Origin of the sequence: Meiothermus taiwanensis WR-220 (assembly GCF_003568585.1) — a bacterium.
GTDB lineage: Bacteria > Deinococcota > Deinococci > Deinococcales > Thermaceae > Meiothermus > Meiothermus taiwanensis.
Map to the genome: position 1 here is coordinate 235,710 of NZ_CP021131.1, position 24,471 is coordinate 260,180.

The window sequence follows — 24,471 nt, forward strand, 5'->3', positions numbered from 1 at the left end:
GCCCAGGTTTTATACAGGCTTAACATCACCTCCCCACCATAGGCGGGGTGATGGGGTGGGCGCTTGCCACGGCAGCCGGGGTGGGTCTGGCTTTCGCGCTCCCCCCGTTTCAGCTCGGCTTCCTGGCCCCGGTTCCCCTCGCAGTGCTGCTGCGAGCCGGGGGCTTCAGGGAAGGCTTCTTCGCTGGGTTGGGGTTTTGGGCCTTACACCTGGTGTGGCTCCCTCAAAGCTTCGCCCAGCTCTTCGGCACCCCTCTGGGGGCCGTGCCGTTCGTGCCCCTGATCGTGCTCAAGGCACTGAGCTGGGGGGTTCTGTTCGGGCTGACCCGGGGCCGCCCGGTGGCCCGGCTAGGGGGCTGGGTGGTGCTGGAGTACCTCACCAGCCTCGGGCCCCTGGCCTTCCCCTGGGGCTTCGTCGGCTACGCGCTCGTGGAGGCGCCGGGGCGGGTACTGGCCGGCCTGGGCGGGGTCTACCTGCTCTCGTTGGTGGTCCTGGGGTTCGCGGTCGCCCTCGGGCGGCAGCGGTACTGGCTTTTGGCAGGGTGGGCTTTGCTGTGGGTGTTGCCCTTGCCGCCAGCCGACCCCGACCGGTACGCGCTGATCGTGCAGGGGGCTGTTCCTCCCCTCGACAAGCTCAGGGGGACCGCGTCTGAGGGGCGCTACCTCGAGCTGACCCGTCAGGGGCTCGCGAAGTACCCCCGGACCGATCTGGTGGTCTGGCCCGAGACGGCCGTGCGGCAGATCCCCCCGGAGGCGGAGGCGGTGCTGGGCGGGCGCGAGCTGGTGAGCGGCATCCCGGCCTGGGATGAAGGCTACCGTAACCGGGTCGTCCTGGTGAAAGACGGGGTGGCCGTCGCCAGCTACGATAAGAGCCGCCTGGTCCCCTTCGGGGAGTTCTTCCCCTGGCGCGGCGTGCTGGGAGGGGTGTACGGCTTCTTTTTCCAGGCCCTGGGCCTGGGCAATCTGACCGACACCCGGCCGGGCGACGCCGGTCGACCTGCTGTGGACTACGGCGCCTACATCTGCTACGAGTCGGTGTTCCCGGAGGTGGCCCGCGCCCAGGCGCGAGGCGGCGCCCGGCTGCTCGTCAACGTCTCCAACGACGCCTGGTTCGGTCCTAGCTTCGGTGCCCTTCAACACTTCCAGATGGGCCGGCTGCGGGCCGTCGAGACCGGGCGGTGGCTGCTGCGGGCCGGGAACGACGGGGTGAGCGCTTCTATCGACCCCTCCGGCCGGGTGGTGGCGAGCATCCCCCGTTCACAGCCGGGGTTCCTCCAAGCGCCCTACCGCCAACAGGACTACGCCACGCCCTACAGTCGCTTCGGGGACTGGGCGGTGGCGGTGGCAGCGCTGCTCTTCCTGGCGGGATCGCGCCGGACCACCCTGACGTTCCGGAAGAGCCCGGGGTCTTTTACGCAGGCTTAACCGGGGCGGGGTAGCCTCGAGCGGGCGAAGGGGTGGCACAAACCCTACAACCCTCGAGGGGTACAGTCATGGACACTGCGGGAATCAAACTCGGCCCTTTGTTCATAAGCTGGCACGGACTCCTCATCGTGCTGGCGATTCTCGTGGGGGTGGAGGTCGCTAAACGCCTGCTCCGGCGCTGGGGCCACGACCCGGCTAATTTCGAGCGGACAGCCTTCTGGGCGGTGCTGTGGGGGGTGGTGGGGGCCCGGGTGGCTTACGTGATCACCAACCCGGATGCCTTTCTCGCCAGCCCGTGGTCGGTGCTGGAGGTCTGGCGCGGGGGGCTTTCGTTCCACGGCGGCATGGCCGGGGGGCTACTGGCCTTCTGGTATTACCACAGGCGCCACGGCCTGCCCTTTTACCCCTACCTCGAGGCCGCCCTTCCTGGGGTGGCGCTGGGCATCATCGGCGGGCGTATCGGCAATTTCTTGAGCGCCTGGGACAGTGCCGGGCGGCTCACCACCCTGCCCATCGGCTATACCTTCCCACAGGGTTCGGGCTTCCCCGGCGTCTGTACCAGCACCTTCGACCTGGCGTACGGGGCCTGCGCGGGGCCGGTGGTGATGGGGCCGTTGCACCTGACCCAGATCTACGGCGCGGTCATCGGGCTGGCGTTGCTGGTCGCGACAGGGTTCTGGCTGCGCCCTGGGCGGCCATTCGGCTACGCCTTCTGGCAGTTCGTGCTGTGGTACAGCCTGTTGCGCTCGGTGCTCGAGGAGCCCTTCCGGCTCAACCCCCTGTGGCTGTCGGCGTACCAGAACAACCAACTGGGCATTGGCTTCTTCACCGCTACCCAGCTTTTCTCCGTACCGCTCATCCTGCTGGCAATTTGGATGCTTAGGCGGTTGAAGCGAAAGCCTCCGGAAGGCACGCGGGTCACGGCTTGGGTAACCTCCCGAGGGTGAAGGCCAGCACTTCGGCCGCGTTGGAACACCCATGAGGCTAACCTCTTATACGGGATTCAAGAAGATGGCCACCCTCGCGCCAAAACCCGAGAGGCCATCCTTCTGAGCCCCGGGGCACGCCCCTCACCGCGCCCGGCGAAACCCGCGTCCCCCGGCCGGGTGAGTCCGGTGTCGAACCGCGGCGGGCTGACCGAATCCGGTACGAGGGGTGTGGGGTGCTAATACCAAATCTCCCTCGAGGTGACACCTATAGTAGGATTGGGGAATGGGTCGTAGGATTGCCCCAATCGATTGGACTGAAAGCGCAGAGGAGCTGGAGGCACAGTATAGACGGGAGAAGCACCTGGAACGACGTAAACGGCTGCAGGCGATGTGGCTGGTACGTCGAGGCAAAGCTGCACAGGATGCGGCCAAAGAAGTGGGGATTGGACGTAAAACCCTCAACCGGTGGCTGGCTTGGTATCGGGCCGGGGGATTGCAGGAGGTGTTGAAGCGCGTACCGGGCTGGGGGGTCAAGGTCAGTCGAGCCTGGTTGGATCAAGACCAACAACTGGAACTGCGAGCCGAGAGTGCCCAAGGAAGCTTTCGCACCTACGAAGAAGCGCGGCAGTGGGTGCAACAACGCTTTGGGGTGCAGTACAGCTATAAAGGCCTCTATGGGCTGATGGCTCGATGGAAGATTCACCCCAAAGTACCGCGACCGAGTGCTGCCAAGGCCGATGCGGCAGCGCAAGCGCGCTGGAAAAAGGGGGGCTCAAAGCCCTGATAGCCGAGCAGCTCCACCGAGGGGGTCAGACCCTGGGGGAGGCTCTGGGCCGGATTGGGTTTAGCGATGAGCTGCGGTTGGGACTGCTGGGTCAAGTTCGACGGGTGCTGGCGCCTCGGGGGGTGAAGGTCGTTCAAACGGTACAGCGGGCATACCAGTATGCCTACCTGCTGCTGGCGGTGATACCGGCCATCGGTCAGTTGAGGTGGGGTTGGATTCCCCGCCTGAAGCAAGAACACCTCAAACCGGTGCTGGAGCAATGGGGGTTAGCCATCAACGTTTGGGATGGGGCGGGGGTTCATCGGGGTCGTAGCCTATCCGAGCTAGCGGGGAGTCGTATCCTTCAACCGGCCTATTCGCCCGAGCTCAATCCTGCCGAGCGGGTGTTTGAGGAGGTCAGGCGGGCCATTGAAGGCAAAGTGTACCCTTCGCTGGAACACAAACGCCTGGCTGCCGAGGAGTTCCTCACCCAGCTTGCGGCTGATCCAACTAGGGTCAAGCGGCTTTGCTTTTGGCCTTGGATTCAAGAGGCTTTATGTGTCACCTCGTCGTAGAGTTGGTATAAGTTTCTCCAGGGCGACTTTGTCGAAAGTCGCCCCCTCCGCCGCACGGCCACGACGTTGCTATCGACGACACGGAGGTCATTCCGGCTGGAAAAAACTTCGAGAAGGCTGCTCTACACTGCCCGTGCCGTCGCTCCCCGAGGGCGCGCAGGGGCCAAAGCCCCACGAGGTGGGCGGGGGCGACACGGAGAAGCGGTTGGTCAGGGGGCCTAATGGACGCAACCTTCCCCTCGAGCCATGCTGCTGACGCAAGCTCCGAACTGGGCCCCGTGCTCACGCGGATGCTCGGGGGCCATGCCGGAGACGTGTTTGCCGAAGTCCGGCCCCCCTCCGGGGCTGGGCATGTCTTGAGCGAAGCCGGAAGTGAAAAGCAGCATGGACAATACCAACATCGGAGTAAGAATTCTCTTTCTCATGTTTTTTACCTCAAGACCTAGCGTAGGCCGGCGAGGTTAAGCCTGTGTAAAGCCCGCCTTTATCCTCAGGACCGGACGAGAACATCCGCCGCCGGACGCTGCACGGGCCGTCGTCACCGCCGTGCCGCGGTGTCTCGCGGGCTGACGGTGCTTGTCGCGGTCACCCCCTGAGGCCCGGAGGTCGCGGCAACGGGCCGCGACCGACCCCGGGTCAGGGGCGGGTCGGTTGCCCGGCCCTGTCAACCCCACCCCCCGGGGGGTGGGGTTGACAGCTCAAACCTGGGCTTGATAATCTAAAGCGACCCACCCCCGGGGGGGTGGATTAAGGGAGACCCGATGACCGAACTTAAAGTCGAAGGCATGAGCTGCGGCCACTGCAAGATCTCCGTCGAGAAGGCGCTGAAGAGTGTCCCGGGCGTACAGAAGGTGGAGGTTTTCCTGGACCAGGGGCGCGCGGTGGTCGAGGGCGACGCCCCGGTGGACCGGTTGATCGAGGCCGTACAGGAAGAAGGTTACAGCGCCCAGGTGGCGCGGTAGCCGGCCGGGAAGGTCAGGAGAAGCGATGAGCCTGGTTCAAGAACATACCCTCCATCTCGAGCCCCGCGTCCGTGAGGACGCCCGGCGGCGGCTGCTGTCGGTCAAGGGTCACGTCGAGGGCATCCTCAAGATGCTCGAGGGTGAACCCTACTGCGTGGACGTGCTCAAGCAGATCAAGGCCGTGCAGGGCGCCTTGGACAAGGTGGGCGACACGGTGCTGCAAAGCCACCTGAGGCACCACGTGGTCAGCGCGGCCCAGCGCGGCGACGCCGATACGCTGGTAGAAGAACTGATGGAAGTGCTGAAGTACCGTTAGCCCCGCGTGGCCCGATGAACCCGTCGGGCCACCTTTTCTCAGCCATCCCCTCCCCAGGAGGGGTGCGTCGGGAGGCAATGTGAAAGAACTGCAAATCGGCGTCCAGGGCATGACCTGCGCGGCCTGCGCGGGCCGGGTCGAGCGCGGGCTCAAGAAGGTCGAGGGGGTCGAGGCGGCCTCGGTCAACCTGGCGACCGAAAACGCCAGCGTCGCCTACGACCCCGCCACGACCACACCCCAGGCCCTGGTCGAGAAGATCAAGGAGGTGGGCTATACCCCGGTGGTGGCCGAGGCCGAGCTGGGCGTCACGGGCATGACCTGCGCGGCCTGCGTGGGGCGGGTCGAGCGCGCCCTGAAGAAGCTCGACGGGGTGCTCAGCTCAAGCGTTAACCTCGCCACCGAGCGGGCCACGGTGCGCTACCTCCCCGCCTCGACCGGCGTCGCCCAGCTCAAGCGGGCCGTGCGCGAGGCCGGGTACGGGGTGCTCGAGGCCAGTGCCGGGCAGGACCGGGCCGACGTAGAGCGCCAGGCGCGGGAGAAGGAGATCGCCCACCTGCGCGGCATGACCCTGCTGGCCGCGGCCTTCGCGGTCCCCCTCACCCTGATCGCGATGGTGGGGATGGTGTGGATGCCGGCGCACATGTTCCTCACTTCCCTCGCCCCGATGGAGGCGTGGAACTGGGTGATGCTCGCCCTCACCGTGCCCGTCTACTTCGTGGCCGGGGCACGTTTCCTCCGGCTGGGCTGGAAGGCCCTGCGCTCCCTCTCCCCGGACATGAACAGCCTGGTGATGATCGGCACGGGGGCGGCCTTCTGGTACAGCACCGCCGTCACCGTGTTGATGAGCCTGGCCCCCGGCCTGCTGCCCGAGCAGGCCCGCCACGTCTACTTCGAGGCGGCGGGGGTGGTGATCACGCTGATCCTGCTGGGCAAGTACCTCGAGGCCATCGCCAAGGGCCGCACCAGCCAGGCCATGAAGAAGCTGCTGGGCCTGCAGGCCAAGACCGCGCGGGTGATCCGGGCCGGGGGGGAGCTGGAAGTCGCGGTGGACGAGGTGCTGCCCGGCGACGTGGTCGCGGTGCGCCCGGGGGAGAAGGTCCCGGTGGACGGGGTGGTGATCTCGGGCCAGAGCTACGTCGACGAGTCGATGATCACCGGCGAGCCCGTCCCCGTCGCCAAGGGCGAGGGCGCGAAGGTGGTGGGCGGGACCATCAACCAGAACGGCGCCTTCACCTTCCGGGCCACCGCCGTGGGCGCGGACACCGTGCTGGCCCAGATCATCAAACTGGTCGAGACGGCCCAGGGCTCCAAGCCGCCCATCCAGGGCCTGGCCGACCGGGTGGTAGCGGTGTTCACCCCCGTCGTGCTGGGGATCGCCGCGCTCACGGCCGTCGTCTGGCTGCTCTTCGGGGGTGAGGCCGCCGTCAGCTACGCCCTGGTCAACACCGTCGCGGTGCTGATCATCGCCTGCCCCTGCGCGATGGGCCTGGCGACCCCCACCAGCATCATGGTGGGCACCGGCAAAGCCGCCGAGATGGGCGTGCTCTTCCGCAAGGGTGAAGCCTTGCAGACCCTGCAGGAAGCCCAGGTGATCGCCCTCGACAAGACCGGCACCCTCACCAAGGGCAAGCCCGAGCTCACCGACCTGCGGGTACCCGGGGGCTTCGACGAGGCCGAGGTGCTGCGCCTGGTGGCCTCGCTCGAGCAGAAGTCCGAGCACCCCATCGCCCGGGCCGTCGTGAAGGAGGCGCGGGCTCGGGGGCTGGAGCTGCTCGAGCCCCAGGACTTCGAGGCCCTCCCCGGCTTCGGGGTGAGCGGGCAGGTGGGGATCTACCGCGTGGACGTGGGGGCGGACCGGTACATGGCCCAACTGGGCGTCGACGTGAGCCCCTTCGCCGCCGAGGCCCAGCGCCTGGCCGACGAGGGCAAGACCCCCCTCTACGCGGCCGTGGGCGGCAAGCTGGCCGCCGTCGTCGCGGTCTCCGACCCGGTCAAGGAGGGGACCCCCGAGGCCATCGCCGCCCTGCACCGCCAGGGCTTCAAGGTGGCGATGATCACCGGCGACAACCGGCGCACCGCCCGCTCAATCGCCCGGCAGCTCGGCATCGACGAGGTGCTGGCCGAGGTCCTGCCCGAGGGCAAGGCCGACGCGGTGAAGCAGCTCCAGGGCAAGGGCTACCGCGTCGCCTTCGTGGGCGACGGCATCAACGACGCCCCGGCCCTGGCCCAGGCCGACGTGGGCCTCGCCATCGGCACCGGCACCGACGTCGCCATCGAGACCGCCGACGTGATCCTGATGTCGGGCGACCTGCGCGGGGTGCCCAACGCCATCGCCCTCTCGAGGGCCACCCTCAAGAACATCAAGCTCAACCTCTTCTGGGCCTTCGCCTACAACGTCGTGCTGATCCCGGTGGCCGCGGGCGTGCTCTACCCCCTGGGCGGCTGGCTGCTCTCGCCGGTGCTGGCCGGTGCCGCGATGGGCCTCTCCTCGGTCTTCGTCCTCTCCAACGCCCTGCGCCTGCGCGGCTTCCAGCCCCCGCTGAAGGCCGAGAACCCGCTGCCTCAGCCCAGCCCCCAGGCTGTCCCTGCTTAGGCGGTGCCGCTGCCTGCAATGCGGCGCAGAAATCTACCATGCCTGCGGACATCGGCTAGCGCCTCTCGAGCGCGTGTGGCTCAAACCCAGACCTGGGGATCATTGCGTGTTCTGTTCGTACGGGGATGCACTTGTCTCCCAAGACAGGAGGAAGTATGAGCGAAATAACCCAAGAGAAGGACAAGTCCCTCGGCCTGTTTGTGGCCGGCCTCAAGACCAGCAAAGATAAGGTCAAAGACCGCCAGGCCTTCGTGGCCCGTTCCCAGGCCAAGTACAGCGCCCCCCTGGTGGGCGGCTTCCAGATGCTTGGGCTTGGCGGCTCCTGCGGCAAGCCCGCCTTCCTGCTGCCTTTCGCCACCCGTTGGACGCTGGAGAAGGTGGAGGCCCTCGAAGCGGTGGCCGAGCGTTTCGGGATGACCATGGAGTACGGGGCTTACCCCCACCTCAAACTACCCAACGGCACTGAAATCGCCGCCGTTCACGACTGGCTACACGAGACCCACGTCTACCTGCGACCTTCCTACGAGCGCAAGGAAGAACTGATCCAGGCCATAGCCGAGGCCATAAAGCCGGCGGGGTAGGCTGTGCTGATCCTCTACTCGACCCCGTGGTGCGGGGACTGCAAAGCCCTCAAACAGGCGCTGGCTACCTTCAACCTTCCCTACCGAGAGATCAACATCGACCAGCACCCTGAAGCCGAGCAGGAGGTATTGACCCTCAACAACGGGCGTCGCAGCGTGCCCACTTTGGTGTATGCCGGACAGGCGGCTTCGTTCAGCGGTTTCTCCGTGGCCAGGCTCAGGGCCTGGCTCCAGGCGGTCGGGATCCAGCCTTAAGTTGCTCGAGGTGGCTTTGTCAAAAGCCATCCTGAGCGACCCTCGCAGGCATGCTCGGGAGAAGAATTGGAGCGCCATAGCGGGTCTGTCAAAATGCTCATTTTGCAGGCTCACTGTAGCGCGACTTAGGGTGACGCCCCCCCAGGGCCGGAAGTCCGGGGCTTCTCGGTTCTTGCAGAACGACCCCCCTCTTGGACACGGGCCGCACGGTGAAGACGAGAATGCGTCCGAGCTGAGACGCATGTCTTGAAGGCTCCGCCCGAGCTTGAGTCCGGCAATCGGGGCTTTACACTGGCTTAACCCAAGTCGGGGAACATGTGTCTATGGAGACCCACGCTGCCCACTCGAGCCCTCGCTGGCCCGTTCTGGAGGTGTCGTTCAAGAACTGTTACGACGCCAGCGAGCTGGCGGACGTCGAGGCCTTCCTCGCACAGTTTCCGGGTGTCCAGCAGGTCCACCTCGACCGGACCACGGCCGTCGCCCACCTCAGCTACGACCCCGCGCGAACCGACGAGGCGGCCATCCGCAAGCGCTTGAAGCAGGCAGGCTACGACTGCGACTGCAGAGATTGCGTGCCCTCCACCGCCCAACCCGGCCATCCCAGCCTCGGACACGAGGGGCATGGCCACGATCCCGCTTCGACGGGCCACCACGCTTTAGCCCAGCACTCCGCCCCCGTACACGACCATGCCGCGATGGGGCACACGGCTCCTGAGATCCGGCCTGATCACGCTGGGGTGGGCCACACTGCCCACGACGAGCACGCCGGCCACAGCAGCCCTGACGACATGCTGCGGCGCTTCCTGATCTCGCTGGCCCTAACCATCCCCGTCGTGATCTTCTCGCCCATCGGCGGGGCGCTGGGCTTCCCCGACATGCCGCCCTTCGGCCTTTCGGTAGGGCTGTGGGGCTTCCTGCTGGCGACCCCAGTGGTGTGATGGGGCGGCTGGCCCTTCGTCGGCGCGGCCTGGCGGGCTTTGCTCCCGGGCGAGGCCAGTTGCTCTGGGTCGATGACCGAGCCCGGGTGTGGCGGAGCAAGTGAGGTGTCAGCTATGGAAGTGAGCGAACTCAAAGCGTACGTCCATCGCCGGGCTGTCCTGCAGGCAGCTGTGGCGACGGGGGGCGGAGCCGCCCTGCTCTCCGCGCTGTACGTAGGGGCCGGGCTGGTTCCGCAGGAGCAGGTCACCCCGGAGCGGGAGCCCGTGGCCCCGGGGGACCTGATCGTCTACGCCCAGGGCGATAGGGCCGGGCAGCCGGTCAACGCGTCCGATCTGGAGCCGGGCCAGCGCCAGGTCATCGCCTATCCCATGAACCCGCAGACCCGGGTGGTCAAGGGTGAGGAGCCGGCCAACACCCTGCTGCTGCTCCGGCTCGAGGCCGCCTCGCTCACCGCCGAGACCGCCAGGCACGCCGCCGGGGGCGTCGTGGCCTACTCGGGGGTCTGCACGCACCTGGGGTGCATCGTGAGCAACTGGATCGCTGACAAGCAGTTGCTCTTCTGCCCTTGCCACGGAGCCCAGTACGACCCGAGGGACCGCGCGAAGGCCCTGGTTGTTGCCCCTAAACCGCTTCCACAACTGCCGATCCGCGTCGAGGACGGCGTCCTGGTGGTGGCCGGGGAATTCCAGGGCCCGGTGGGGCCGCCGACCTAAAGGGAGACCCCATGGCCAAGATCCCGCCTGAGCCGCCGGGCAGCAGCACCCCCGGCCCGAAATCCGGGCGCAGGTTCCCGAGGACCCTGGGGGGTTCGAACCCGGGAAACCCCGCGGCGGTGGCGCCTTATCTGGGTTGGGGGCTGCTGGCGGGGTTGGGGCTGGCCCTGGTGCTGTTCGGCGCGCCGCTGGCGGCGCTGGCCCCGAGCCTCTATGCCCTGGCCAGCCAGCCCTACGCCTGGCTGGCCGAACCCATCAACACCCTGCGGCTCGGGCTGGGGATCCCCCTGTTGAGCGCGTTCCTGCTGGGCTTGCTGGGGGCCCTCGCCCCCTGCCAGCTTTCCACCAATGCCGCCGCCCTCTCCTGGTTGGCCCGGGACGCGCTCGAGGCCCAGGGTTCGGCCTGGAAGCGGGTGGGCTGGTTCTTGCTGGGCAAGGCGCTGGTCTACCTGGCGCTGGCAGGTGTCGCAGTCTGGGTCTTCGGGGGCACTTTCACCGCGCCCGGGGCGCTCTTCACCGGCGTCCGCCGGGTGCTGGGGCCGCTGATGGTGCTGATGGGCTTCCTGCTGCTGGGGCTGATCCGCCTGCCGGGCCCGAGCCTGGGGCCGGGCCGGCTGGGAGACTGGGCCCGGGCCAGGGGCGGCAGTCTCGGCGCTTTCACCCTGGGCGCGGCTTTCGGGCTGGCCTTCTGCCCCACCATGTTCTTCCTGTTCTTCGGGGCGATGCTGCCCGCGGCGGTGGCCTCGAGGGCGGGGCTGGTGTTCCCGGCCCTCTTCGCCCTGGGCACGGCCGTGCCGGTGCTGCTCATCCTGGCCCTGCTCGACCGGGGCAAGCCCAAAGGCGAGGTGCTGGGCGAGATGCGCCGCGGCGGGCGCCGGCTGAACCTCGCCAGCGGGGTCGTCCTGGTCGTGGCAGGGCTCTACGACACCCTCGTGTACTGGTTCTTGTAAAGCCGACCTACAACAGCACCGGCGCCAGGGCTGCGGAGCTCTCGGAGTGGCGAGCGCCCCGGGCAGGAGCATAAGCAGGTGCAGGCCCCGCCCTGGAGGCACAGCGTGGAGGCCTGCACACTCCCACCCTACGCGCCGGGCGCAACGTGGGCGCAACGGCGTGTCCCGCCGCGGGAGGTGCCGGGCCTTAGCCCCACGTCTGCAGCGGGGGAGCCAGGGGTTCTTCGGGCGGGGCCTTCCCGCGCAAGGCAGCCTCCAGTGCCTCCCCCCGGCCCGCTCACCCTTCGTCCTGGCCCGGCCCCACCTCGGGCAGCTTCTGCACGGCCTGCCGCAGGCGGCGGGCGGAGGCGTGGAGGTAGACCTGGGTGGTGGCGATCGAGGCGTGGCCCAGCAGCTCCTTGACCGCGTCCACCGGCACCCCCTCCTCGACCAGGGCGGTGCCGAAGGCGTGGCGGAACTTGTGGGGGGTGAAGCGCCGGGGGTCCAGCCCGGCCCGCACGGCCGCCGCCCGGAAGCGCAGCAGCACCCAGGTGGCGGTGGGGACCTTGCCCACCCGCCGGCCCGGCCCCCGGGCCTCGAAGACGAAGAGGCGGTCGGCCCCGCAGCCCGCCAGCGCCCGCCGCGCGGCGGGGGAGAGGGGGACCAGGCGCTCCTTGTCGCCCTTGCCCACCACCCGCACCGCCGCCGGGGCCCCGCCCTCAGGCGTACCGGCGTCCGCCGGTCCCGAAGGGAATCTGCCCTCCGTCACCAGGTCGCGCCGGCGGAGGGAGAGCGCCTCGGAGATGCGCAGCCCGGTGCCGTAGAGGAACAGGGCCAGCCGGCGCAGCAGGCCCTCCTCGGGCTCGCCCTGCAGGGCCTCGAGGAAGCGCGCGAGCTCGGCGCGCTCGGGGTGCACCGCCAGCCGGGCGCCGGCCCTGGGGCGGGCGACGGGCTCAGTCACGTCCTCGACCGCCTCGCCGCGCACCCGCCGGCGCCAGCGGCAGTAGGTGCGCAGGGCCGCCAGCAGGGCCCGCGCCCGCCTCGGCCCGGGGGAGCGCTCCTCCAGCAGGGCCCGCACCGCCTCGGGGGTCTCCCCCAGGCCGCGCCGCTCGAGGAAACGGTGCCAGGCCCGCACGTCGCGCAGGTACTTCTCCACGCCCCGGGGGGCGTGGCCCTTCTCCAGGCGTAGGTAGCGGGCGAAGGCCTCCAGGCGCTCCTCCAGCGCCGGGTCGAGGGGGGCAGGGCGGGGGAGGGGGTCCACCCGGTGTGTGGGCTTTGCCCGTCCCAGCAGGGGATCGTCCATGCGGCCATCCTAGCATAAGTTTATGGAAATGCCGATTTCCATAAAAATTCTTAAGCACCCCAGGGAAGGGCCTGGCCCCCTACTAAGCTGTGGGGTTACACCCGGGGCCGATCCTGCCTCGGGCACTGTCTGTACGCCGGTATAGGAACCGGGCGCTCGCCGCCTGTTGGACACCCCGAACCCCCTGTGGGGTTTTGAGGTTTGGGGGTTTTCGCCTCGAGGCCGTCGAGCCGGGTGCCGGACAGTGGTCAGGGGGTGGCCTCGAGCTATCCGCCCTCTGCCCACTGCCCCCGAGCTGCCCCTCGAACCCCCACCGATCTCTCCACGGCTTTACTGTTATCAGGATTGGGTCCGAGTTATCGATTTCTGGACCTATCCCAGATAAAAACGCTGTCCAGGACGGGCTCGAGACCGCCGACCGCATAAAACGAAAAGCAAGGCCCCTCCGCGGAGGGGCCCAGGGTTGGACACCGGGCTAGGTGGAGGTTTTGGGGGGTAGGGACGCCGGAATCGGAGGCTCGAGCCTCGGCCTCCACTCCCTGGGGTAGGTCGTGGCGGAGGGGCAGGGCAGGACGCCCACCCCGCTGCAAGTTCTTCTGGCACACCTGCGCCGTGCGGTCACCCATTCCCTGGCGTGGTACCCCGGTACCGAACTTTCCCACTCGCCCACGGCCCTGCTTGCTGCTTCACCGTAGGGGCTCGGCCGCGGTGGTCTTGTCGACGAAGAGCAGGGCGTCGAAGTAGTCGGGGAGGGTGGCCGGGCTCGAGCCGAGCAGGAGAGGAACGTAACTCGACCCGATGGCCTTGATGAGCTGGGGCCGCCGCAGCCAGCGCCCCAACGGGCTATCAGGCCGGACGGCGCGCAGGTCGAGCAGGAAGTCCCCGCCGAAGGCCCGGTGGAAAGCGGAGTCGGCGGTGCCGGGGAGGGTGGGGAAGATGGGCATGGCCACCCGCTCCTGGCCGACCCCGGGTAGTTGGGGCCACATGGCCAGCACCCGCCCGGAGTAGAAGGTGGTGGCCAGGGCGAAGTAGCCGCCGCCGTAGCGCTGACGCAGGTACCAGCCCATCGGGGACCCGCGCAAGGGGTAGATGGCCCGCTCGGGGAAGGCGACGTGGCCGTTGTGCGCCCAGAGGACGGCCTTGCGTCCGGGGTACTCCTTCTCCAGCACCGTGATGATGGTCTCGGCCATGAGCCGGTCCCGGGTGCCGTCGTCCAGGATGATGAACCGTGGAATCCAGCTGGGCTGATCGAAGGCCGCGTCGAAGCCGAAGAGGTCGAGGGGGCGGTCGGGGTGCTGCTGGCGGTAGCGGGCCATCCACCCCAGCAGCCCGGCGAGCTCCCGGGTGCCGGGGAACATGTTCCGCGCCGCCAGCTCGCCCGCGTCGGGCAGGCCGGCCTGGACGATGCCGTTGGCGACGGGGTCGTCAGGCGCCTCCATCCCCAGCACGCTGAAGCCCATCTCCTCGACCAGGAAGCGGATGATGGAGGCTTTGTACTCGAAGATCTCCTTGGTGCCGTGCGACCCCTCGCCCAGCCCCACCACCCGCGCGTTCCCGACCAGCCGGCGGAGGTAGGCCTTGTCGGCCGGGCTGAGCGCGGTAGGCGAACCGCTGACGGGGTGGGCCTCGCCCCGGAGCTGGGCGACGACGGGCCGGTTGGCGAGGTCGAGCGCCAGCGCGGCCAGCAGCGCCAGGGCGCACAGGAGCAGGAAGCCCCGGAGCGACGACAGGAAGCGCACCAGCCTCCAGAGCGGCCGCAGCCACCTCGAGGCCCCCCGGCCCCAGGTCACCCGCCCTCCGCGGTCCCCCGGGTGTGCCCGGCCGGCGGCCACTTCCCCGCGTTCAACACCCGATCACCTCGTAGCCATTCTACACAACCCCGGACACCCCGGCCGCCGGGCCCGACCTCGACGCCCTCGAGGCACAGGTACAGCGGGGCCGGGGGAGGCTCGCCGCGAGGCGCGACCCCAGCCGCGCCTGGCTTCCACCGCCTGCAGCTCCGGGAGCCCCCAGGCCGGCGCCACTCCCTTCGTCACCGCCACCGGGTCGTGCGCACGGGTGGGCGTCATGGCCGCCCGCCGTGACCGCCTCTGCGGCGCGCTGCCCTACGGCCGCCCGACCGCCGCAAGGCGCTGGGGTGGGGGAGGTGCCGGCAAGAGTGGTGCGGATCGCTTTAAAACACCCCGGCCTTGGAGATAATTCGGAAGAACCCAACCCAGGCCGGGGGCAACCCCCGAAGAACCCAACCCCCAGGAGGAGCCCGCGTGCACACCTACGAAGACCCCCACGACGCCCACGCCGGCATCGACGCCGACAAGGCCCGCGAGGCCGAGGCCGTCCTGCCCCCGCTGGCCCGCGCCGAGCTGGCCCGGCTGGCCGGGGCGGCGGGGCTGGCGGCGGGGGAGGAGGTCATCTTCACCTCCGAGGCGCTGGGGGCGGCGCGCCTGGAGCGCTCCGAGGTGCTCGAGCTGCTGCGGCTGGCCGACCTCTTCGCCTCGCCCAGCCGCACCGAGACCTTCTCGCTGGCCGCGGCGGAGGCCGCCCTGGCGGGCAACCTGCTGCTGCTCAACGCCCACCTCCCGGCCCACCAGGAGCGCGCCGACGCCCTGGGGGCCCTGCTCTACCCCTTCCCCGGCTACGACTGGGGCTACGAGTGGGGCGCCCCCCGCGCCGTGGGCGGGGCGGGGGCGTGGGAGGGGCTGGCCCGCCGGGTGCTGCACGCCCTGGAGGCTCCCCCCCTGCGGGGGAAGCGCCACGCGCGCAAGGAGCTGCGATGCGAGGCGGTGTGGGAGCGCTACCTGCGGGCCATGACCGCGGCCCGCCCCGAGGGGGGCCGCCCGCCCTGGTGCACGGCCGCAGGCCTTCCCGAAGGGGACCGTCCGCTGGGTCTACCGCCTAGCGGTCCCGAAGGGGATCGTCCCCCCGCGCACGGGCAGGAGCCCCCGCCCGCCCCCGACCGCCCCCGCCCCCGCGCCCGCCCGCCTTCCCCCGGGGCTTTGGGCCTGGCGGCGGGGCTGGCGGCGGCGGGGGCCTCCTTCCTCCCCGGCCTGGCCCTGCTGGTGGCGCTGCCCCCGGCCCTGCTGGCGGCGGGGCTGGCCCTGCGCCGGGGGGGCCGGCGCGACAAGGCCCTGGCCGGGCTGGGCCTGCTGGCCTCGTACTGGGTGCTGCTGGCCCGGGCCGGGCTCTCATCCTGAGGTGGCTAGAATGGTGCCCATGATGCTCAAGTCCTTCCTCCGGTCCTTGCGCTCCTGCCGCCCCTCCCTCCTCGCCCTGTCGCTCGGCCTGCCGCTGCTGGCGGGCTGCGACCTGAAGGACTCCCCGCCCCCGCCCGACCCCTCCGGCGTCACCCGGCTGGAGGTGAGCTGCGGCGGCCGGGGCTTCCTGGGCGTCCACATCTGGGGGGAACGGGGGGTCATGGTGCTGCGCTTCTGGGGCCGCAGCTGGGTCTACGCCCCCGGCTTCGTGGGCGAGGCCTGGGGCGGGGGGCCCGGGTGCATGAGCGCCCCCGAGCGGGGCGCGGTGGAGGTCTACCTCAAGCGCGCGCGCGACGGGCGGTGGGTGCGGGGCTGGGTGGAGGCGGGGCTGGTCGAGGGGGCGGGGGGCTCCCCCGAGTTCCGGGTGCTCGGCGAGCTCAAGACCCAGGCGGTGGAGGAGGCCGACCTGCCCTTCGAGCGCGTGCCCGACCCCAGGGCCGCGGGCGGCTTCTACCTCGAGGACCGCCCCCTGCCCCCCGCCCCCGTGTGGCTGCCGCGGGCCTTCTGCCTGCAGCCGGGGGTGGGCTGGCCGTGGGGCGTCGAGCCGGGCAACTGGAACCCCGACTACCCCCCGGTGGCCCCCGCCAGCCCCCCCGCGCTGTACTACGGCTACGAGGGCGACGTCGGCGACCCCGCCTTCATCGAGTACGCCAACGGGAAGTACGCCGGGAGGCGGACCGACGCCGATCGGGTCTCCGGCGCCTTCGCCGTCGCCCCCGCCGACGGCCCGCTCAAGATCGTGCTCTACGCCTCCTGGCGCGCGGAGTGGCACCCCCTCTACGGCCGCTGGGTGCGCATCTACCCGCGAGAGCCCATCTCCATGCGGCTGGAGGGGGGGCGGCTGGTGTGCGAGGGCCACCGCCCGGCGGACTGGGTGGTGGAGCCGATGCCCGAGGGCTTCAACTTCCCCGGCTTCCTGCCCGAGGAGAACGACTTCGACGTCTTCAACACCCCCTACGAGCTCCCCGCCGAGCTCGACCCCTACGCGGGGAGGTGAGCGGGCATGGGAAACCTGGGCAAGCTCGAGGCGCTGCTGCTGAAGATCCTGGGGTCGCTGGCCCTGGGGGTGGCCCTGCTGGCCCTGCCCCCCCTGGCCCTCCCCGACCGCCACCTCACCCCCACGGCCCGGGCCCTGCCCGAGGGCTCGCTGCCGCGGCAGGAGGCCCTGGCCGCCGTGCGGCAGGGGGCGCTGGCCCAGCTCACGCTGGGGGGGCTGGCGGGGGCGGTGCTGCTGGGGCTGGGCGGGCTGCGGGGGGAGGTGGCCCGGCTGCGCGAGCGGCTGGAGCAGGCGTTGGAGGAGGCCTGAAGGGGGGGGCCTCGAGCACCCCCAACCCCTCCCGCCCGGCCGGTGGAGGCCATGCCGCCCCCCGCTGGCCGCGAAGCCCGCTCCCGCCTCCCGCCTCCCGCCTCCCGCCCGAGGGCCTCTTTCCCCCCACGGGGAGGTCCGGCTTGACCAACCCATCTAGTCAGACTAGACTGATGGGGTGAAACGCAGCTGGCAGCTTCAGGAGGCCAAGGCCCGCTTCTCCGAGGTGGTGGAGCAGGCCCTGAAGGGCGAGGCCCAGACCGTGACCCGGCGGGGCCGGCCCGCGGTGGTGGTGCTGGACTGGGCGACCTACACCCGCCTTCGCGGCGAGGATACCCCCCTGCTCGAGGCCCTCCGCCCGCCGGAGCCCCTCTCCGACGAGGAGGCCGAGGCCCTCTCCGACCGGTCGCGCGCAGGCTACCGGGAGGTGGGCTTTTGAGCTACCTGCTCGACACCAACGTGGTCTCCGAGGCGGCCAAGCGTCAGCCCGACCCCAGGGTTACGGCCTGGCTGAAAGGGCTCTCCGTGCGGGAAGCCTACCTTTCCGCTCTCACCTTGGGCGAGCTGGTGCAGGGGGCCGTCCGCGCCCCCGAGCCGCGCCGAGCTGTCCTGGAAGGCTGGATCGAAGACCTCAAGCGGCGCTTCGCCGGGCAGATTCTGCCCCTGGACACGGGGGTCATGGAGACGTGGGGCGCCCTCACCGGCGAGGCCCTGAACCAGGGCCGCCCCCTTTCCCCCCTGGACGCCCTGCTGGCGGCCACCGCCCTGCGCCACGGCCTCACCCTGGTCAGCCGCAACACCGGCCACTTCCGGGGCCTGCCCGTTCGGCTGCTCAACCCCTGGGAGGCGGGGGCCTGACCCCGCTCTGGCCGCCGCCCTCCGCCCCCCGGCCCGCCGCCCGACCCCGCTATAACGGGGGTGTGGAGCCGCACCCCCTCCCCCCGCCGCCCCCCGCTAGCATGGGGGCCATGGAGCACGAGCCCACGACTGCGGCCCCGCCCCGCGCCCCCCACGACCGCCTGGCCGACCTCGAGCGCCTCCAGGCGGCGCTCGAGCGCCAGCAGCTACTCCTGTTGCGGGAGCAGGTGCGCCTCGAGCGCCGCCTCACCCCGGTGCCGGGGCCTGCGGGGGAGGGGGAAGGGGAGGGGGAGGTCCTGCGGGAGGCCCTGGCCCTGGAGGCCTCCCGCCTGCGGCGGGAGTTTGCGCGCCGGCTCGAGGAGGTCTAGCGCACCCTCTGCCTGGCGGTGCTGGCCCTGGTGGGGCTGCTCGTGCTGCTGGCGTACGCCCTCGAGGCCGGGGCGGGCCGCCCCTAGGCCCCTGGGCTCACAGCTCGAGGCCGCCTCGCTCCGCTGCGGGGGCGGCAGGGGTGGCCTGTGCCCGGGCCGGCTCCGGCCCCAGCTCGAGGCCCCGCGCGCGGGCCAGGTCCTCGGGGGTCACGCCGTCGACGTCGGGGCGGCGGGGGTCGGCCCCTCCCTCCAGCAGGGCCTGCGCCGCTTCCTTCTGCCCCTCGAGGGCCGCCCAGTGCAGCGGGGTGCGGCCTCCGATGTCGGCGGCGTCGGGGTCGGCCCACCCCTTCAGCAGCGCCCGCGCGGCCCGGGCCTCGCCCCCCGCCGCGGCGTGGTGCAGGGGGCTCTCCCCCCCGGCCGCCGGGGCCTCCAGCGGGGCCCCGGCCCGCAGCAGCCGGTGCAGCTGCTCCACGTCCCTGGCGTCGATGGCCTGGTGCACGGCCACCCACTGGGCCCTACGGCAACCTGGTGCAGCACCTGGCCGGCGGCGGCCTCCGCGAGGGAGGGGGTGCCGAGGGAGAGGGGCTGCCCATTCTTCCACAGCGCCGCGCGGGCCTGCGCGTAGGTCAGGGCCAGCCGCTCGGCCTCGCGCTCGAGGCGCTCGTGGTCGAGCACCACGTAGCTGCGCACCTGCCCGGCCTCCTCCCCCTCGGCCGGGCCCAGGCACCGCACCAGGCGGGCGTGTGCGGCCAGGGGCAGCGGCACCTCGCCCAGCACCTCGCGCCCGTCGACGTCGGCGGGCTCGGGGTGGGGGAGCACCCGCGGGTCCTCCTCCTCCCCCAGCCGCCCGGCGCGGCGCCAGGCCTCAAGGGCCTCGAGGCCCCGGCCGATGACGACCTTCTCGGCGTTCTCCATGGCCGGGAGGGTAGTACGGGGGTGGCGGGACCGTCAACGGTTCGGGGTGGGGGGCGCGCGGGTTTTGCGTCGAAGCTGCTGAGCAGGGCGCTGCTACCTTCGGCGGGTGTCCCGGCCCGTGCTGCCTTAAGGATACCCGGCGCGTCCGGCGTCACCGGCGTCGGGGTGGGGGCGGTGACGCCGGGGCGGCTACACTGTGCTTATGCGCGCCCCCCTCCCCCCCTTCCCCTCCTCGAGGCCGCCGCCCGCCGGCTTTACCGGCTGCCCCTGGCGGGGGCCGCGCCGGCGCTGGCCCCGCTGAGCGCGCTGTGCCCCGTGGTGGCCTGGGGGGACCCCTACCTCAGCCCCCGGAAGAGGTCCTTGAGGAAGGCCCCGAAGGGCGCGAGCTTGTCGCACCAGACCACCGCGCTCCAGGCCTCGAGGGCGGGGCGCACCTCCTCGAGCAGGGCGCTCTTGCCGTAGCCCGGCGGGGCCGCCAGCACCACCCCGCGCCCGGCGCGCACCGAAAGGAGGAGTGCACGCCCTTCCTGCTGTCTGCCCACGAACGCCATTGGTACCTCCATTCCATCGCTTGCCGCATCACTGGTTTGCTGATCTACTGCGTTACTGAACGCAGTATTTCCTGTACTCAGTATTTACTGAAATCAGTAGTTACTGCAATCAGCAATTACTGACCTCAGCTTGCCCCTGTTTGCCCGGTTGGGTAAGATGCGCCCGTGGGGCTCTACTACACCGTGGAGGAGCTGGCCCGGACCCTCAAGGTCAGCGAGGAGGCCATCCGCAAGCGCCTGCGAGGGGGCGAGATCCGGGGCGTGCGGGTAGGGCGAACCTGGCGGGTGCCCCGCGAGGAGGCCGCCCGGCTGCTGGGCGGGAAGGAGGCCCTCGAGGCCTTCGACCGCATGAAGGAGAAGGAGGCCAAGCCGTGAGGACGGCCGCCTCCGGGGGAAAGCGGTGAACCCCCTGGCCGGGATGGAGCTGGAGGTGCCCTTGCGGAAGCTCACCGACTACCTGCTCTCCCCCACCCACCCCGTGGGCCGGCACAAGGCCCGGTTCTTCGCGGCGCTGGGCTTCACCGCCGAGAACCCCCTGGACCTGGCGGAGGCCCTCAAGCTCCAGGCCCGCGTGACCCCTGAGGTGCAGGAGGAGGCCACCCCCTTCGGCCTCAAGTGGGCCGCTCGGGGGAAGCTCCTGAGTACCGGCATCGCCGGGCCGCCGGAGCGGCTTCACTTGGGTCCACGGGGCAGCGCCCGCGTGGTGAGCGTGTGGGTCGGGGAGGGCTGCGGGGGGGCGGAGCCGCGCACCCGTGGGCAGATTCCCGTTGGGACCGCTACGCGGTACGCCCGGGCGCGGCTGGTCACGGCCTATCCCGCGGAGGGAGGAAGAGGATGATCCGCGAGCTGGACAGCGTGGTGCTCCGGGTGGACAAGCCGGAACTCGGCCTCGAGGCCGGGGATGTGGGCACGGTGGTGCACGTCTGGGGGGAGGGTGAGGGCTACGAGGTGGAGTTCGCCACCCTCACCGGCCACACCCTGGGGGTGCTCACCCTCGCCCCCGAGGAAGTGCGGGCGGTGGAGGAGGGCGACCTGCTCCACGTACGCCGGGCGGAGGTCGCGTGAGGTATTGCGAGCGTTACTAGCACAGCTCAATTCCGACACAGAGCTACAGCAGGCAATCCAGAAGCGCCTCGGTAAATAAAGCTGCCAACTATGTTTCCGCCCGACTCCGACTACCGCGACGAGCGCTTATCCGAGTCCGACACCCGCTCGAAGCTCATCGATCCCGCGCTACGCCTGCGCGGGTGGACCGAAGCCCACATCCGCCGGGAGGAGACCGCGGGGGCGATCGACATCGTGGACGGCCGGGGCAAACGCCGCCGGGGCCGGACCGACTACACCCTCCGCGTGCGGGTGACGCCGGACGCCCAGCCCGTCGCGGTGGCCCTGCTGGAGGCGAAGAAGAACCAGCTTCCCCCCGACCACGGCCTCGAGCAGGCCCGGCTCTACGCCGACTCCAAACGGCTGAACGTGCCCTTCGTGTTCTCGTCCAACGGGTACTTCTGGGTCATGTTCGACCGGAGCACCGGCCTGACCTCCGATCCTCGTCCCATGAGCGAGTTCCCCACCCCGGAGGAGCTCCGGGCGCGCTACGAGGCCATGATGGGCTTCCGTCTGGACAGCCCGGCGGCCCGCCCCCTTCTGGTGCGGTATCCGGGGGGAGAAGGCACCCGGCGCTACTACCAGGATGCCGCCATCCGCGCCACCTTGGAGAAGCTGGCCAGGGACGCCACCCAGGAGAAGCCGGGCCGGGCCTTGCTCACCCTGGCGACCGGAGCAGGGAAGACCTTCATCGCCGTGCAGCTTCTGAAGCGCGTCGCCGACGCAGGACAACTGCGCCGGGCACTGTTCATCTGCGACCGGGACGAGCTGCGGCAGCAGGCCCTCGCCGCCTTCACCAACGTCTTCGGGACCGATGCCGCCGAGGTCAAACGCAACCCCGACGGCAGCAACCACGCCAAGAACGCTCGCATCCACATCGCGACCTACCAGACCCTGGATGTAGGCAACGAGGACGGTACGGCCAACTTCTTGCTCGAGCACTACCCCGAGAACTACTTCAGCCACATCATCATCGACGAGTGCCACCGCAGCGCCTGGGGCAAGTGGAGCCAAGTGCTCCTGAGGAACCCGGACGCGGTGCAGATCGGCCTGACCGCCACCCCCCGGCAGCTCAAGCTCCCGGAGAAGACCGCAGGGGCCCTCGAGGACGAGGCCATCACCGCCGACAACATCCGCCACTTCGGGGAGCCGGTCTACGAGTACGACCTCGCACAGGGCATCGAGGACGGCTATCTGGCCGCCTGCGAGGTGGTGCGGGCCCAGGTGGACATCGACGAGACCGGGCTGAGCATCGATCAGATCCTGGCGCTCAAACCCGTGGACGCCATCACCGGCCGGCCCTTAAGCCGCGAGGAGCTGGAGGAGCTTTACGAGAAGACCAGCTTCGAGGACCGCATCATGCTCCCCGACCGGGTCAAGGCCATGTGCGCCGACCTCTTCCAGCGGCTGCTGGAGACCGGGGGGCCAGAGCAGAAGACGGTGATCTTCTGCGTGCGCGACGCCCACGCCCAGGCCGTGGCCCGGGAGATGGGCAACCTCTACGCCGAATGGTGCCGGGAGAACGGCCAGGCCCCCAAGGAGTACTACGCCTTCAAGTGCACCGCGGCCAGCGGGGGCAACGACCAGTTGGCCGACCTCCGGGGCTCTAGCAACAGCCATTTCGTCGCTACCACCGTGGACCTCCTGACCACCGGGGTGGACGTGCCCTGCCTGAGGAACGTGGTCTTCTTCCGTTACGTGCAAAGCCCTATCTCCTTCTACCAGATGGTGGGCCGGGGGACCCGGATCGACCTCGCCAGTGACAAGCTGATGTTCCGGGTCTACGACTACACCGACGCCAGCCGGCTGTTCGGCGAGGCCTTCCTGACCCGCTACACGCGGCCTGAGGGCTCCAAGGAGGGGGAACCTGGGGATGAGGAAGGCCCTGGCCCCGATAACCCGCAGCCTCCGCCACAGCCCATCCCCCAGGTGGAGGGGGTCAGTGTGCTGGTCCGGCCCGCCGGGCGGCTGGTGGTGGCCCAGGTGGACGGGCAGGAAAAGCTCATCCCTGTCGAGGAGTACAAGGAGCGCCTCTCGGAGCGGCTGGTCCAGGCCGCCCCCGACCTTGAGCACTTCCGGCGGGCCTGGGTCCACCCCGACGAGCGCCGGCAGTTGGTGGACCATCTGGTGCGCTCGGGCTACAGCCCCAAGGTGGTGCAGGTGGTGGAGGAGATGACCGATTACGACCTCTACGACGTGCTCGCCGCGCTGGGCTACGGCATGAACCCCCTGACCCGCCTTCAGCGGGCCGGGGCGTTCAGCTACAAGCACCGGGACTGGATGGGAACCATGCCCCGGCGCACCGCCGCCACCGTGCTGGCCATCGCCAACCAGTTCAGCCGCTCCGGCACCGAGGCCCTGGAGAGCCCGCAGATCTTCAACGTGCCCGAGGTGGTGCGGGCCGGGGGGCTGCCGGCCCTGAAGGAGCTAGGGGAGCCACGTGAGGTGCTGCGCCAGACCAAGGAGAGGATGTTCGAGGCCTGACATCCTCCCCGTTCTGAAGAACGGGGGCTCCTACACGGAGCTTTCAAGGTTGGAGTCTGCATGGACCGAAGCCCACACCTTTACTCCATCCAGCCGCTCCCCAGCGGGAGCAGCCTGACCTGCGCCGCACCGTGGCGCGGCGCTCGGTCGGGCCGTGTCAGGCGGCCCTTGGCGCAGCAGTCCAGCCGCTACGCCAGCGATGTTGAGGGAAGCTACCACGTCGGCGTTGCCCTGGTAGCCGCAGGCCACACACCGGAAGTCGGCCTGCGTGGTTCGGTTGGCTCGGGTGGCATGACCGCACTTCGGGCAGGTGCGGCTGGTCTTGCGGGGGTCAACGAAGATAACCCGCACCCCCGCCCTCTCAGCCTTGTACAGCACGAAGTCGGCCAGTTGCCTGAAGGCCCAGCTCGCCACCATGCGGTTGAAGCGTTTGCTGCCCCGTATCCTGTCGCGTATCCCGTCCAGCTTCTCGAAAGCCAGTACCGGATTGGGGTACCGGGCCGCGAGGTCTACGAGCCCTCGGCTGACCTTGTGGTTGAGGTCGGTCATCCAGCGCCGCTCCTTGCCCTTCATGGCCCGCACCCGGTCAAGGCGACGGTGGCGCTGGTAGCGGCGGCGGAGGGAGGCGTAGCCTTCGCGTGTATGGCGAATGGCTTTCCCGTTGGCGATAAAGACGCCGTTGGGATGCTTGGCTGTCGCCAACCGAACAATGCCCAGGTCTACTCCGATAACGGTCTCGCCGTTGCCGTCACGGACGGTTGGAGTATTGGGCATTTTGAGGGGCAGCATGACGAACCACTCATCACCCCGCCTGAACAGCCGGGCATCACCACGGACGTACTGCAACCTGTCCCGCCAATGCTGCGGGACACAAAGGGGGAGCCAGATGTAAACACCTTGCACCCCGGTCGAAAGCCGAAGGGCGGTTCCAACCACCTTGTAGGCGTTAGTCCCCAGCCCAATCCCCTGGCTACGCACCGCCGTAGGCTTCCCCGCCTGCTGCTTGCTCTTGCGCAGCCCGAAGTGGCTCCTCGCGAGCTGTACGGCCTGGTTGACCGCCATGCGGCAGTAGTCGGAGGGCAGGCCCAGGGCGCGAATGGAGGCGTAGGTGGCGGTGTGTATCTTCGCCCGGCTGCTCGTAGCCATGCCCAGCGCAGCGTCAAGCCCGAGCTGCGTCCCCTGGCGGAAGAGTTCGGCGGTCCGGTCGAGCCAGGCCCGCTTGGCCCTGCCGGGGGGGCGCAGCTTGAGCACGACGGTTTCTGCCCTGGGCATGAAACCAGTGTACCAGGAGCCATGTTTTGGAGGAAGTACCGCTCTGCGAGCGGCTTTCGTTTCCTCTCCGCGTCGCC

At 70.0% G+C, this 24,471-nt stretch carries 28 protein-coding genes; 22 read left to right on the forward strand and 6 right to left on the reverse strand.

Going from position 1 to position 24,471, the window contains the following annotated elements; genetic code table 11:
* Positions 1-50: 50 nt before the first annotated feature.
* The 12 genes from lnt to MTAI_RS14940 all read left to right on the forward strand — a co-directional run bounded on the left by lnt (position 51) and on the right by MTAI_RS14940 (position 11,000).
* A complete protein-coding gene (gene lnt / locus MTAI_RS14885) occupies positions 51-1,424 on the forward strand; it encodes an apolipoprotein N-acyltransferase (RefSeq protein ID WP_036197325.1) in 1,374 nt (457 codons plus the stop codon).
* A gap of 68 nt (positions 1,425-1,492) precedes the next feature.
* Positions 1,493-2,371: a prolipoprotein diacylglyceryl transferase gene (locus tag MTAI_RS14890; protein WP_027888537.1), complete on the forward strand. Its 879-nt coding sequence runs from the start codon at positions 1,493-1,495 to the stop codon at positions 2,369-2,371.
* A gap of 265 nt (positions 2,372-2,636) precedes the next feature.
* Positions 2,637-3,137 carry a winged helix-turn-helix domain-containing protein gene (locus MTAI_RS14895; RefSeq protein WP_081439958.1) on the forward strand — a complete coding sequence of 167 codons (501 nt, stop codon included), beginning with the start codon at positions 2,637-2,639 and terminating at the stop codon, positions 3,135-3,137.
* 122 nt (positions 3,138-3,259) lie between these two features.
* Positions 3,260-3,691: a transposase gene (locus MTAI_RS14900; RefSeq protein WP_157413585.1), complete on the forward strand. Its 432-nt coding sequence runs from the start codon at positions 3,260-3,262 to the stop codon at positions 3,689-3,691.
* Positions 3,692-4,452: 761 nt separating this feature from the next.
* Positions 4,453-4,653, forward strand: a complete 201-nt coding sequence (locus MTAI_RS14905; RefSeq protein WP_027888012.1) for a CopZ family metallochaperone — start codon at positions 4,453-4,455, stop codon at positions 4,651-4,653.
* Positions 4,654-4,678: 25 nt separating this feature from the next.
* Positions 4,679-4,969 (forward strand): metal-sensitive transcriptional regulator, encoded by a 291-nt coding sequence (locus MTAI_RS14910; protein ID WP_027888011.1) that lies wholly within the window; start codon positions 4,679-4,681, stop codon positions 4,967-4,969.
* A gap of 109 nt (positions 4,970-5,078) precedes the next feature.
* Positions 5,079-7,562: a heavy metal translocating P-type ATPase gene (locus tag MTAI_RS14915; RefSeq protein WP_027888010.1), complete on the forward strand. Its 2,484-nt coding sequence runs from the start codon at positions 5,079-5,081 to the stop codon at positions 7,560-7,562.
* Between the two features lie 155 nt (positions 7,563-7,717).
* Positions 7,718-8,143 carry a hypothetical protein gene (locus tag MTAI_RS14920; RefSeq protein ID WP_027888009.1) on the forward strand — a complete coding sequence of 142 codons (426 nt, stop codon included), beginning with the start codon at positions 7,718-7,720 and terminating at the stop codon, positions 8,141-8,143.
* 3 nt (positions 8,144-8,146) lie between these two features.
* Positions 8,147-8,398, forward strand: a complete 252-nt coding sequence (locus MTAI_RS14925) for a glutaredoxin family protein (RefSeq protein ID WP_027888008.1) — start codon at positions 8,147-8,149, stop codon at positions 8,396-8,398.
* A gap of 695 nt (positions 8,399-9,093) precedes the next feature.
* Positions 9,094-9,336 (forward strand): hypothetical protein, encoded by a 243-nt coding sequence (locus MTAI_RS15115; RefSeq protein ID WP_150117948.1) that lies wholly within the window; start codon positions 9,094-9,096, stop codon positions 9,334-9,336.
* Between the two features lie 114 nt (positions 9,337-9,450).
* On the forward strand, positions 9,451-10,050 hold the full coding sequence (locus MTAI_RS14935; protein WP_027888006.1) for a QcrA and Rieske domain-containing protein: 600 nt from the start codon (positions 9,451-9,453) through the stop codon (positions 10,048-10,050).
* A gap of 119 nt (positions 10,051-10,169) precedes the next feature.
* Positions 10,170-11,000, forward strand: coding sequence for an urease accessory protein UreH domain-containing protein (locus MTAI_RS14940; protein ID WP_027888005.1), 831 nt, complete (start codon positions 10,170-10,172; stop codon positions 10,998-11,000).
* 277 nt (positions 11,001-11,277) lie between these two features.
* Here the strand turns inward: MTAI_RS14940 and MTAI_RS14945 are convergent, their stop codons facing one another.
* Positions 11,278-12,282 (reverse strand): tyrosine-type recombinase/integrase, encoded by a 1,005-nt coding sequence (locus MTAI_RS14945; protein ID WP_051349827.1) that lies wholly within the window; start codon positions 12,280-12,282, stop codon positions 11,278-11,280.
* A gap of 686 nt (positions 12,283-12,968) precedes the next feature.
* Complete coding sequence (locus MTAI_RS14950) at positions 12,969-14,072, reverse strand: erythromycin esterase family protein (RefSeq protein WP_027888004.1); 1,104 nt, start codon at positions 14,070-14,072, stop codon at positions 12,969-12,971.
* A gap of 474 nt (positions 14,073-14,546) precedes the next feature.
* Here MTAI_RS14950 and MTAI_RS14955 point away from each other — a divergent pair, with 474 nt between their 5' ends.
* The 6 genes from MTAI_RS14955 (at position 14,547) to MTAI_RS14980 (ending at position 18,068) form a co-directional block, all read left to right on the forward strand.
* A complete protein-coding gene (locus tag MTAI_RS14955) occupies positions 14,547-15,476 on the forward strand; it encodes a hypothetical protein (protein ID WP_187388631.1) in 930 nt (309 codons plus the stop codon).
* A gap of 19 nt (positions 15,477-15,495) precedes the next feature.
* Entirely contained in the window at positions 15,496-16,533 is a 1,038-nt protein-coding gene (locus MTAI_RS14960) for a hypothetical protein (RefSeq protein WP_027888002.1), read from the forward strand.
* Between the two features lie 6 nt (positions 16,534-16,539).
* Positions 16,540-16,842: a hypothetical protein gene (locus MTAI_RS15120; protein WP_027883276.1), complete on the forward strand. Its 303-nt coding sequence runs from the start codon at positions 16,540-16,542 to the stop codon at positions 16,840-16,842.
* Positions 16,843-17,020: 178 nt separating this feature from the next.
* Positions 17,021-17,281 (forward strand): type II toxin-antitoxin system Phd/YefM family antitoxin, encoded by a 261-nt coding sequence (locus MTAI_RS14970; RefSeq protein ID WP_027883277.1) that lies wholly within the window; start codon positions 17,021-17,023, stop codon positions 17,279-17,281.
* A complete protein-coding gene (locus MTAI_RS14975) occupies positions 17,278-17,700 on the forward strand; it encodes a type II toxin-antitoxin system VapC family toxin (RefSeq protein WP_027883278.1) in 423 nt (140 codons plus the stop codon). The genes MTAI_RS14970 and MTAI_RS14975 overlap by 4 nt, the downstream gene beginning before the upstream one ends.
* A 110-nt stretch (positions 17,701-17,810) precedes the next feature.
* Entirely contained in the window at positions 17,811-18,068 is a 258-nt protein-coding gene (locus MTAI_RS14980) for a hypothetical protein (protein WP_155915736.1), read from the forward strand.
* 97 nt (positions 18,069-18,165) lie between these two features.
* On the opposite strand, the gene MTAI_RS14985 is transcribed toward MTAI_RS14980, so the two are convergent.
* The 3 genes from MTAI_RS14985 to MTAI_RS14990 all read right to left on the reverse strand — a co-directional run bounded on the left by MTAI_RS14985 (position 18,166) and on the right by MTAI_RS14990 (position 19,534).
* Positions 18,166-18,531 (reverse strand): ankyrin repeat domain-containing protein, encoded by a 366-nt coding sequence (locus MTAI_RS14985; protein ID WP_245453158.1) that lies wholly within the window; start codon positions 18,529-18,531, stop codon positions 18,166-18,168.
* A complete protein-coding gene (locus MTAI_RS15540; RefSeq protein WP_245453151.1) occupies positions 18,417-18,983 on the reverse strand; it encodes a hypothetical protein in 567 nt (188 codons plus the stop codon). Before MTAI_RS15540 ends, MTAI_RS14985 begins: the two co-directional genes overlap by 115 nt.
* Positions 18,984-19,318: 335 nt before the next feature.
* Entirely contained in the window at positions 19,319-19,534 is a 216-nt protein-coding gene (locus MTAI_RS14990; protein WP_051304278.1) for an AAA family ATPase, read from the reverse strand.
* A gap of 165 nt (positions 19,535-19,699) precedes the next feature.
* On the opposite strand from MTAI_RS14990, the gene MTAI_RS14995 reads away from it, so the two are divergent.
* The 4 genes from MTAI_RS14995 (at position 19,700) to MTAI_RS15010 (ending at position 23,122) form a co-directional block, all read left to right on the forward strand.
* Positions 19,700-19,909, forward strand: a complete 210-nt coding sequence (locus MTAI_RS14995) for a helix-turn-helix domain-containing protein (protein ID WP_018466043.1) — start codon at positions 19,700-19,702, stop codon at positions 19,907-19,909.
* Between the two features lie 25 nt (positions 19,910-19,934).
* Positions 19,935-20,372 carry a DUF6883 domain-containing protein gene (locus MTAI_RS15000; protein ID WP_036197014.1) on the forward strand — a complete coding sequence of 146 codons (438 nt, stop codon included), beginning with the start codon at positions 19,935-19,937 and terminating at the stop codon, positions 20,370-20,372.
* Entirely contained in the window at positions 20,369-20,599 is a 231-nt protein-coding gene (locus tag MTAI_RS15005) for a DUF4926 domain-containing protein (RefSeq protein WP_027883466.1), read from the forward strand. The genes MTAI_RS15000 and MTAI_RS15005 overlap by 4 nt, the downstream gene beginning before the upstream one ends.
* Positions 20,600-20,689: 90 nt before the next feature.
* Positions 20,690-23,122, forward strand: a complete 2,433-nt coding sequence (locus MTAI_RS15010) for a DEAD/DEAH box helicase family protein (RefSeq protein WP_051349825.1) — start codon at positions 20,690-20,692, stop codon at positions 23,120-23,122.
* Positions 23,123-23,152: 30 nt separating this feature from the next.
* On the opposite strand, the gene MTAI_RS15015 is transcribed toward MTAI_RS15010, so the two are convergent.
* Positions 23,153-24,394: an RNA-guided endonuclease InsQ/TnpB family protein gene (locus tag MTAI_RS15015; protein ID WP_027887999.1), complete on the reverse strand. Its 1,242-nt coding sequence runs from the start codon at positions 24,392-24,394 to the stop codon at positions 23,153-23,155.
* Between the last annotated feature and the right edge of the window lie 77 nt (positions 24,395-24,471).

Bases quoted from the DNA above. Each gene is read 5' to 3' on its own strand.
- MTAI_RS14910 (WP_027888011.1), top strand. From the start codon at position 4,679: ATGAGCCTGGTTCAAGAACATACCCTCCATCTCGAGCCCCGCGTCCGT.
- MTAI_RS14920 (WP_027888009.1), top strand. From the start codon at position 7,718: ATGAGCGAAATAACCCAAGAGAAGGACAAGTCCCTCGGCCTGTTTGTG.
- MTAI_RS15015 (WP_027887999.1), bottom strand. From the start codon at position 24,394: ATGCCCAGGGCAGAAACCGTCGTGCTCAAGCTGCGCCCCCCCGGCAGG.
- MTAI_RS14990 (WP_051304278.1), bottom strand. From the start codon at position 19,534: ATGGCGTTCGTGGGCAGACAGCAGGAAGGGCGTGCACTCCTCCTTTCG.
- MTAI_RS15540 (WP_245453151.1), bottom strand. From the start codon at position 18,983: ATGGAGAACGCCGAGAAGGTCGTCATCGGCCGGGGCCTCGAGGCCCTT.
- MTAI_RS14980 (WP_155915736.1), top strand. From the start codon at position 17,811: ATGGAGCACGAGCCCACGACTGCGGCCCCGCCCCGCGCCCCCCACGAC.
- MTAI_RS15115 (WP_150117948.1), top strand. From the start codon at position 9,094: ATGGGGCACACGGCTCCTGAGATCCGGCCTGATCACGCTGGGGTGGGC.
- MTAI_RS14960 (WP_027888002.1), top strand. From the start codon at position 15,496: ATGATGCTCAAGTCCTTCCTCCGGTCCTTGCGCTCCTGCCGCCCCTCC.
- MTAI_RS14915 (WP_027888010.1), top strand. From the start codon at position 5,079: ATGACCTGCGCGGCCTGCGCGGGCCGGGTCGAGCGCGGGCTCAAGAAG.
- MTAI_RS14905 (WP_027888012.1), top strand. From the start codon at position 4,453: ATGACCGAACTTAAAGTCGAAGGCATGAGCTGCGGCCACTGCAAGATC.
- MTAI_RS15120 (WP_027883276.1), top strand. From the start codon at position 16,540: ATGGGAAACCTGGGCAAGCTCGAGGCGCTGCTGCTGAAGATCCTGGGG.
- MTAI_RS15010 (WP_051349825.1), top strand. From the start codon at position 20,690: ATGTTTCCGCCCGACTCCGACTACCGCGACGAGCGCTTATCCGAGTCC.
- MTAI_RS14945 (WP_051349827.1), bottom strand. From the start codon at position 12,282: ATGGACGATCCCCTGCTGGGACGGGCAAAGCCCACACACCGGGTGGAC.
- MTAI_RS14895 (WP_081439958.1), top strand. From the start codon at position 2,637: ATGGGTCGTAGGATTGCCCCAATCGATTGGACTGAAAGCGCAGAGGAG.
- MTAI_RS15005 (WP_027883466.1), top strand. From the start codon at position 20,369: ATGATCCGCGAGCTGGACAGCGTGGTGCTCCGGGTGGACAAGCCGGAA.
- MTAI_RS14935 (WP_027888006.1), top strand. From the start codon at position 9,451: ATGGAAGTGAGCGAACTCAAAGCGTACGTCCATCGCCGGGCTGTCCTG.
- MTAI_RS14890 (WP_027888537.1), top strand. From the start codon at position 1,493: ATGGACACTGCGGGAATCAAACTCGGCCCTTTGTTCATAAGCTGGCAC.
- lnt (WP_036197325.1), top strand. From the start codon at position 51: ATGGGGTGGGCGCTTGCCACGGCAGCCGGGGTGGGTCTGGCTTTCGCG.